The organism is Streptomyces sp. NPDC059900 (assembly GCF_050270335.1).
GTDB lineage: Bacteria > Actinomycetota > Actinomycetes > Streptomycetales > Streptomycetaceae > Streptomyces.
This window is the reverse complement of sequence record NZ_JBNNJZ010000382.1, coordinates 1-7932: the sequence shown is the minus strand read 5'-3', so window position 1 is coordinate 7932 and position 7932 is coordinate 1. Positions and strand designations below refer to the sequence as shown.

The 7932-nt window shown below is 71.6% G+C and carries 8 protein-coding genes and 1 pseudogene; 2 read left to right on the top strand and 7 right to left on the bottom strand.

What is annotated here, in order from left to right:
- The 5 genes and pseudogenes from ACQKIP_RS33265 to ACQKIP_RS33245 form a co-directional block, all read right to left on the bottom strand.
- Nucleotides 1–174, bottom strand: a pseudogene (locus ACQKIP_RS33265) (STM4011 family radical SAM protein); the annotation flags it as partial.
- Between the two features lie 68 nt (nt 175–242).
- Entirely contained in the window at nt 243–1604 is a 1362-nt protein-coding gene (locus ACQKIP_RS33260; RefSeq protein WP_365861130.1) for an STM4012 family radical SAM protein, read from the bottom strand.
- Complete coding sequence (locus tag ACQKIP_RS33255; RefSeq protein ID WP_365861210.1) at nt 1601–2407, bottom strand: STM4013/SEN3800 family hydrolase; 807 nt, start codon at nt 2405–2407, stop codon at nt 1601–1603. The genes ACQKIP_RS33260 and ACQKIP_RS33255 overlap by 4 nt, the downstream gene beginning before the upstream one ends.
- A gap of 46 nt (nt 2408–2453) precedes the next feature.
- Entirely contained in the window at nt 2454–3668 is a 1215-nt protein-coding gene (locus tag ACQKIP_RS33250) for an STM4014 family protein (protein ID WP_365861132.1), read from the bottom strand.
- Nucleotides 3669–3696: 28 nt separating this feature from the next.
- Nucleotides 3697–4659, bottom strand: coding sequence for an STM4015 family protein (locus ACQKIP_RS33245; RefSeq protein ID WP_365861134.1), 963 nt, complete (start codon nt 4657–4659; stop codon nt 3697–3699).
- A gap of 226 nt (nt 4660–4885) precedes the next feature.
- Here ACQKIP_RS33245 and ACQKIP_RS33240 point away from each other — a divergent pair, with 226 nt between their 5' ends.
- Both ACQKIP_RS33240 and ACQKIP_RS33235 read left to right on the top strand, forming a co-directional pair.
- Complete coding sequence (locus ACQKIP_RS33240) at nt 4886–5212, top strand: hypothetical protein (RefSeq protein WP_365861136.1); 327 nt, start codon at nt 4886–4888, stop codon at nt 5210–5212.
- Nucleotides 5213–5285: 73 nt separating this feature from the next.
- Complete coding sequence (locus tag ACQKIP_RS33235) at nt 5286–6326, top strand: DUF6745 domain-containing protein (RefSeq protein WP_365861212.1); 1041 nt, start codon at nt 5286–5288, stop codon at nt 6324–6326.
- Nucleotides 6327–6348: 22 nt separating this feature from the next.
- On the opposite strand, the gene ACQKIP_RS33230 is transcribed toward ACQKIP_RS33235, so the two are convergent.
- Nucleotides 6349–7527, bottom strand: a complete 1179-nt coding sequence (locus ACQKIP_RS33230; RefSeq protein ID WP_365861137.1) for a serine hydrolase domain-containing protein — start codon at nt 7525–7527, stop codon at nt 6349–6351.
- A gap of 141 nt (nt 7528–7668) precedes the next feature.
- Nucleotides 7669–7932: lytic polysaccharide monooxygenase (locus ACQKIP_RS33225; RefSeq protein WP_427745005.1), on the bottom strand; the 264-nt coding region annotated here is incomplete at its 5' end.

The following is a 7932-nucleotide window of genomic DNA, read 5'->3' as shown; positions in this document are numbered from 1 at the left end:
GAGGAGGGAGAGGCGGTCGCCGGTCTGGTGTCCGGCCCAGTCCGTGAAGCGTTCCAGGGCCGCCCGGTCGGCGCGCAACTGCTCGGGGGTGTCGCGGCGCTTGGCGAAGGGGCAGTACGGGCAGGCGTAGTCGCACGACGCCAGCGGCCCGCGGTAGAGGATCGTCAGGTCCATGGCCGGTGAGATCGGGGGCTGGGGCTGGGGCTGGGGCTGGGATAGGGGCAGGGGCACGGTCTGCGGGCTCACTTCAGTTCGTACGCGGCCATCGCGGCCCGCACCTCGGCGGAGAACAGCTCGGGGCCGATCGCGTCGGAGTGCGCGAGGCCTTCCGGGGTCAGGCGCAGCACTCCCGCAGTGGTGTCCGGGTCCAGCCAGCCCCGGTCCGCGAACCGTTCGAGTTCGGCGGGGAAGTCCTCGCAGGGGTCCGCGTCGAACCGCTTGCGGTAGTCGGCGAGCGGCATGCCGTCCGCCTGGAGCAGCGACTGGAGGAGGTGGCGCCGGCGGGCCTCGGCGCCGTCGACCCGGCGGCCGTGCACGGCGCGGCCGAAGTCCTCGGTGGCGGTGTACTCGTCGATGATCGTGCGTATCTCGCGGAGGTCGACCGCGTAGTCGAAGGAGTAGTGCAGCGAGGAGGTGTACGAACGGGCGCCGCAGCCCAGGCCGATCATGCCGTCGGTCTGGCAGGCGTAGTCGTCCGCGCCCTGTGGGGGCGCGTCCGCCCGGCGGAACATCCGCATCGACACCTGGACGTACCCCGCGGCCAGGAGATGGTCGCGGCCCTGCCGGTAGAGCCGCAGCCGCTGTGCGTCCCAGTCCGCGTCGGCCGGCGCCGTGCCGTGCTTGCCCAGGCCGGTCAGCGGCCGTACGTACAGGGGATAGAGGTAGAGCTCCTCGGGGCGCCAGGCCAGCGCGGCGTCCAGGGAGGTGCGCCAGGTGTGCTCGGTCTGGCCGTCGATCCCGTAGATGAGGTCGATGTTGAGCACGGGGATGCGCGCGTCGCGTATCCGGCCGAGGGCCGCCTCGACGTCCGCCCGGCGCTGGGGCCGCACCGCCGCCCGCGCCTCGGCGTCGACGAAACTCTGCACTCCCAGGCTGAGGCGGGTCGCCCCGCGCCCGGCCAGGACCGCGAGCCGGTCGGCGGTGGCGGTGGCGGGCGATGCCTCGACGGAGAGCGGTATCGCCCGCAGGTCGGCTCCCATGCGCCGCTCGGCGATGTCGCAGAGCCGCTCCAGCTCCGCGGCCTCCAGGAAGGTCGGGGTGCCGCCGCCGAACGCCGCGTTGGCGAACCGGATCTGCGCCGCGCCCCCGTCTTCGGCCAGGGCGTCCCGCACCGCTGTGGCCTGCCGGTCGAGGGCGTCGAGATAGCGGGTGGTCAGTTCGCCGGGCGCACCGATGCGGGTGAAGAGATTGCAGAAGCCGCAGCGGACCTCGCAGAACGGTATGTGCAGATAGAGGGAGAGCGCGTCCTTGGGCTCGGTTGCCCAGAGGGTGCGCAGCTCCGGGCGGTCGGCCAGCGGGCGGTAGGCGGTCTTGTGCGGGTAGGCGTAGACGTAACTCTGGTACGGGCGCGTGGCGGTGGGGTCGAGAAGCTGGGGTGTGCTCATGCGGACGGCTCCAGGAAGAAGTGTGCGTAGGGGACCGTCCACACGGCTTCGTGGCCGAGGCGGTGGCCCGCGTAGCCGTTGTCTCCGTAGGCCGTGCCGTGGTCGGAGCAGACGATGGCGAAGCAGCGGCGGCGTGAGCTCAGGGCGGCGAACAGGCGCTTTATGTGCCGGTCGATGTACTCCAGGGCGGCCGCGTGTGTGGCGCGGCTGTCGCCTGCCTCGCGGGTCGCGCCGGTCGTGTGGAACCAGTTGGGCTGGTGCAGGGCCGAGGCGTTCAGGAAGAGGAACAGGCGCTGCTCGTGGGGGAGTTCGGCCACCACCTGCTCGGCCCGTTCCACCTGCGCCTCGAAGGACGTGGGCGAGGTCACGCCGAACGCGGGCTCCCAGTGGCTCTCCTGGAAGAACCCGGGCAGTACGTCCCCGAGAGCGCCCTGCTTGTTGAAGAAGCCCACCCCGCCGACGCACACCGTGCGGTACCCGGCCTGCGCGAGGCCGGACACCAGGTCGGGCGTGTCGAAGACGAACGTGCGTCCGGCGGTCGTCTCGCTGCCCGCGAACCGTGCGGCGAACAGCCGCGGATGCGGCCCCGGAGCGGCGGGTGTGGGCAGGAACCCGGCGAACATCGCCTGGTGCGAGGCGTAGGTGAAGCTGCCGGGCGCGTGCCGCTTCTCCCAGACGCCGCCCGGCAGATGACGCGCCAGGTGCGGGATGCGGCCCGCGGCGGCGAGTTCGGCGGCGACGTCGTACCGCAAGGTGTCGAGGGTGACGAGGAGCAGGTCGTCGCGGCCGACGACCTCGTTCATGTCGGGAGCGGCGGATGCCTCTGGCGGGCTGGTGGTGTCAGGCGTGTCAGGTGTGCGCATGGTGGTTCCTAGCGGGGTGGTTCGTCGGGCAGGGAGGGCCGGAGGCAGCCCGGTGCCGGGCGGAGGCAGCCCGGAGCGGTGCGGCAGCGATCGGCGGGTGCCCTCGCACGGCGGCGATCTGCGCCGCGTACGTGCCAAGCCCTTCCGCCCCGCTGCCCGGCAGCCCCGTCAGCCGTGGAAGCAGATCACCGAAGGCGTTGACCTCGCCGACGGTGAACCGCTGCCAGCCGGTGGCGGGAAGGAGATCGACACCGACGCAGAGCGTGCCGGGAAAACAGGCGGCGGCCCGCTCGCAGATGTCCAGGGCCTCGCCCCAGCGAGCCCCCGCCGCTTCTACGGCGGCAGCCAACTCGCCCCGCGCGCCGCCCAGGTGGAGGTTGGTCAGGGGTGACTTGCTGGTCCGTACGACGGCGTGGGTGGCCCGCCCGCCGATCACCACGATCCGCAGATCGGCCACGCGTGCGTGCAGCGACGCCTTGGGCATCCAGCGCTCGACGTGCAGTCCGTCGGGTGCGAGTCCGTCGACGATCGCGGCGATCTCCCGCTCGTTACGGTAGCGGCGCACCCGAAGGGAGTTGTGCAGATGCCCGCCCGCCATCTCCACGGACGTGGTCGCCCTGATCCGCCCGGCGTGCGCCGTCTCGACGGCGAGCACCCCGGAGGCGGACGACCCGTGGGCGAGCTTGACGAAGAGCCGCGGCATGCGGTGTTCCCGCATCAGCGCCCGTACGTCGTCCCAGCCCTGCACCGCTGCTGCCGCCCCGGACGTGGGCGACGGCGGCACGGGAACGCCCGCGCGGGCGAGCACGTCATGGCAGAGCCGTTTGTCGAAGAGCACCCCGAGTTCGTCCGGTGCGTCGAGCCGCCGGCCGCCGCTCAACGTCCGTGCGGCCGCCATGAACCGTCCGTACCAACGCGCGCTGCCCTCCACCCGGGTGGGGTCGTCCATCGCGCGCAGCGCAAGGTCGACGTCGGCGTTCTCGCCGGGTGATTCGAGCCGTACCACCTCGTCCGCGCCGAAGGCGGCACCGCCGTCGCGCAGCACATCGAGCCACGGCACGACACGCGGTGCGGGCAGCCCGGCCTCCCGTACGGCCGCCGTGAACAGCTCCACCCGGCGGTTCTCCGGATTGCCGACCACCGCGAACCGCGGACCGGGCAGCCCGGGACACGGCTCGGGACGCGTTGCCGCCTGCGCCATGGTGTTCCCCCTTGTCTTGCGGTGACCGCTATTCGCCCACGGCCACGTAGCGCCACACTGTGCCGTCCTCCTCCTCGTCCTCGTCCGCGTCGTCCGCGTCGAGGTCGACCTCGACGCCCGCGGACTGCAAGGTCTCGCGCACGCGCAGGCTCAGCGCCTCACTGAGGAAGTTGTGATGCAGGTCGAGCTTCTTGAGGTGCGTCAGCGGCTGCCCGGCCAGCAGCACTGTGGCCCCCTCGTCCGTCAGGACGCCCATGGACAGGTCGAGGACTTCGAGGCGGGCCACGACCGGCGCGGATGCCATGGCCTCGGCGATCTCGTCCTGGATCTCGCTGTTGCGCAGGGCGAGGTGCCGAAGCCGGGGCAGACGCGTCCCCGCGAAGAAGGGCTCCAGGTCCGAGGCCGCCGCGTCGCCGCCGTACTCCGACGTGCCGAGCCACAGGTCCAGATGCTCCAGGGCGGGCAGGTCGCTCGCGGCGATCCCGCGCACCACCTCGGCGGGAAGACCGCCCGACTCGAAGGTCAGCGACCGCAGCCGCTCGTGGCACACGGCGGGAAACACCAGGCCGTCGGCGCCGCGCACGGCGAACTCCTCCAACGCGGGGAACGCGTCGAGAAGCAGGGTCACACTGCCCTGTGTGATCCAGGAGATCTCACACTCCTCGGAGTCGATGTCGCCCAGGAACAGGGCCCGCAGCGCGGGCATGCGCTCCTTCGCCCCGACGAGAGCGGCGATCACTTCGTCCGGCCCGTTCTCGTAGACATCGCTCCACGCGCCCACGATGATCGCCCGCACCCGCGTGAGGTCGACGGCTCCGGCGAACCGCGCGAACGCGGCCTCCCACTCCTCCTCGCTTTCGTACGAGTCGACGGCGATGCGCCAGGCCACGGAATCGGCCGCGGGCAGTTCGTCCGTGATCTTCTCGTCGAACTGCGGGAACTCATGGATGGGCAGTCCGTGCCAGTGCTGCTGGTTGTCTCCGATGGTCATGTCCGCCCGCTCCCCTTGCCCTGGCGCCGAACCGGCGCTCAACTGCGGCGATCCCGTGTCCCTGGTGATCGGCCGATGTGCAGAATTTCTACCAAGCCCCACTGACAACGCCCGCCGCGGGGCCGTGAAGCGGGGTGCGTCCGCCCTCCGACGGCCGTTGTCAGACCCTCGCCGTACGGTCGGATCCATTGAGCGGTGCAGAGCGTGCCGCGGGGAGGGGACACCCATGTACCGGCAGGGAGACGTACTCATCGTGCCCGTCGCGGAGTCGGCGCTGCCGCCGCATGTCGGCGACGGTCCGCGGGAGCCGCGGGACGCTCGCGGCAGACTCGTCCTGGCCCTCGGCGAGGTGACCGGACATGCGCACGCCGTCGTGGGGCCCGGCCAACTGATCCGCGAATCAGGCCCATTCGGCCCGATGCTGCTCCACCTGCCGGACGGCGGACGCGTGGTGCACGAGGAGCACGCGGCGATTCCGCTGCCGAAGGGCTGGTATCGGGTGGTGCGTCAGCGTGAGTACGTGCCGGGTTCCGTTCGTCTGGTGGCCGACTGATGCCGCGTCGGCGGGTTCGATGCGCGGCAGTGGCGAGCGGGAAGCGGAAGACGACGACATGGGAGCGGACGAGATGACGACGGCGGAGCACGTACGACCGGTTACGAGCGATGTGACGCAGTGGCGGCAGGTGGCGGCGGCCACCGGCCCCGCGGACCGCGCGGCGGCCGAGGCAGGTGTGCGGCTCGCCTACCGCAGGGCAGGGCTTCGCGAGCCCGAGCGCATCCGGTGGGCCGCTTCGCCGCTGGAGGCCGTGCGACTGGTGGCGGCGGAGAAGGACACCCTGGGCCCCGGCGTGCGCGACGCGGTGCGCAACCGTGCGTGGGCAGCCGAACGGGCAGCTCTGCATGCGCAGTTGGGACCGGACGGCTGGGGCGGGCACTGGAGCGCCACGGGTGCCCGGCTCTGGGACATCACCCAGGCCCTGGCTTCCCGCATCCGCACCGGAGTGCTGGATGAACTGGCGGGTGGCAGGCGCAAGGACCAACAGGCCTTCCGGCTCATCCTCCTGGACGCCGTGCTCGGCCAGCACGAGGCGGCATGGCTGTGCGCCTTCGACGCCTCGCAGGGCGGTCCACTCGACGGCGTCGCGGCGGTCGCCCGCGCGGCAGGCTGGTGGTGGCCCTACGAGCGGGAGGCGATCCTCTGCGAGCGCCCGACCGAACTGCACCGTGACGAGGCCGGCCGCCTGGACCGCGCGGACGGCCCCGCACTCGCCTTCCCCGACGGTTTCGCCCTGTTCGCATGGCGGGGCATGCCGGTGCCGGGCGAGTTCCTCCGGGAACTGGCCGCGCTGACCCCCGAGCGGATACGCGCGGAGGGGAACGCCGAGCTGCGCCGAGTGATGCTGGAGCACTACGGCTACGACCGCTATCTGGACGAGTCGGGCGCGGTGCCCGTGCACCGCGACGAGACGGGCGTGCTCTGGCGGATCCAACTGGTGGGTGACGAGGACGTCGTGATGGTCGAGGTGGTCAACTCCACCCCGGAGCCGGACGGCACGAGTCGTACGTACTGGTTGCGTGTTCCGCCCGCCACGCGCACGGCCAAGGAGGGTGTGGCGTGGACGTTCGGACTGCATCCGGACGCCTATGACCCCGAGCGCCAGACCTGAGCCGGGATACCGTCGAAGCGGCTCAGGACCCGGCGGCGTACCGCCAGAAGTCCCGCATCAGCTCGGGGAAGCTGGGCCCGCCCATCTGCAACTGGCTGAACATGAGGGTGACCGTGCCGGTGGACGGGATGATGTGTGCGGTCGTACCGGTGCCGCCGACCCAGCCATAGCGCCCCGGTACGTTCCACGGCTCGACGACCTCGACGTCCACCGAGCCGCCGAAGCCCCATCCCATTCCTTCGAGGAAGAGACCGGCGGACTCCCGCTCGGGTGTGCTGAGGTGATTGGTGGTCATCTGCCGCACCGATTCGGGTGTGAGCAGCCGGCGCCCGTCCGCCGCCGTCCCGCCGGCGAGCAGCATGCGGCCGAAGGCGAGCCAGTCGTCGACGGTCGAGACGAGACCGCCGGCGCCGGAGGGGAACGGGGGCGGCGTGCTCCACTGTCCGTCGGCGGGGTCGAGCAGTTCGAGCCCGCTGCGGGGGTCGCGTTCGGGCCCGGCCTCGGCACCGGCCGCGTAGTAGCTGGTGAACCGGTCGAGCTTGCCCGGCGGCACCGAGAACGCGGTGTCGGTCATCCCGAGCGGCTCGAAGATCCGCTCGGCCAGGAACTGGGGCAGTGGCTCTCCGGTGACCCGGGTGATCAGTACGCCCTGGAGGTCGGAGCTGAGGTTGTACAGCCAGCCGTCGCCGGGCTGGTGCAGGAGCGGGATCCGGGACAGCGCGGCCATCCAGACGTCCGGTGCCGGCACGGCCTGCGGCTGGGGCGGTCCCTGTTTCAGCTCGCTGAACAGCGGGGCGAGCGCGGGCAGCGAGAAGTCGGACGGGAATCCGTATCCCGTACGGGAGGTGAGCAGATGGAGGACGGTGATGGGGCGGAGCGCCGGGACCACGTCGTCCACCGGTGAGGACGGAGTACGCACGACGCTCGGTGACGCCAGCTCCGGGAGCCAGCGCCCGATCGGGTCGTCAAGGGCGATCCGGCCTTCGTCGACCAGCATCATGACGCCGGCGGCGACGACGGGCTTGGTCAGCGAGGCGATGCGGAAGATGGTGTCCCTGGCCATCGGGGCGGTGCCCTCGACGTCGACGGACCCGACGGCCGCGACCTCCTCGCCCCGGTCGCCGCGGGCCACCAGGCCCACCGCTCCCGCCACGGAGCTGTTGCTGACGTGCGTCTCCAGAGTCTTGCTCAGATCGGCCATACACCCACCATCTCAGCCCGCACCCGGCTCCGAGCGTCATTTCGTGCGCGAAAAGCCCGGCCCGCCAGACCGTCGGCGCGAGAGCGCCGCGGCCCGGCAGACCGGGCGTGGGTGGTGTGGGGGAACCACCCGCGCGGTGGCTCAGCCCGTGATGTTCACGTCGATGCAGGCGTAGAAGGCATTGCTGGTGTCGGCGATGTTCCACACCGCGAGCACCTTCTGCTTCCCGCTGAGCCCGCCGAAGTCGACCTTGTGCGTGACGGTCTCACCCGGCTGGGCACCTCCGTCGTCGACCTCGGCGATCTTGTTGCCGCCGACGAAGTACTGCCAGGTGCTGGTGCTGTGACGTGCCGTCAGCTTCCAGCTGAAGTCCTGCGAGGAGCCGACGTCGGTGGCCTTCCAGCC

Excerpts from the sequence above, each read along its gene's own strand:
- ACQKIP_RS33260 (WP_365861130.1), bottom strand. The coding sequence starts at position 1,604 with ATGAGCACACCCCAGCTTCTCGACCCCACCGCCACGCGCCCGTACCAG.
- ACQKIP_RS33230 (WP_365861137.1), bottom strand. The coding sequence starts at position 7,527 with ATGGCCGATCTGAGCAAGACTCTGGAGACGCACGTCAGCAACAGCTCC.
- ACQKIP_RS33235 (WP_365861212.1), top strand. The coding sequence starts at position 5,286 with ATGACGACGGCGGAGCACGTACGACCGGTTACGAGCGATGTGACGCAG.
- ACQKIP_RS33255 (WP_365861210.1), bottom strand. The coding sequence starts at position 2,407 with ATGAACGAGGTCGTCGGCCGCGACGACCTGCTCCTCGTCACCCTCGAC.
- ACQKIP_RS33245 (WP_365861134.1), bottom strand. The coding sequence starts at position 4,659 with ATGACCATCGGAGACAACCAGCAGCACTGGCACGGACTGCCCATCCAT.
- ACQKIP_RS33250 (WP_365861132.1), bottom strand. The coding sequence starts at position 3,668 with ATGGCGCAGGCGGCAACGCGTCCCGAGCCGTGTCCCGGGCTGCCCGGT.
- ACQKIP_RS33240 (WP_365861136.1), top strand. The coding sequence starts at position 4,886 with ATGTACCGGCAGGGAGACGTACTCATCGTGCCCGTCGCGGAGTCGGCG.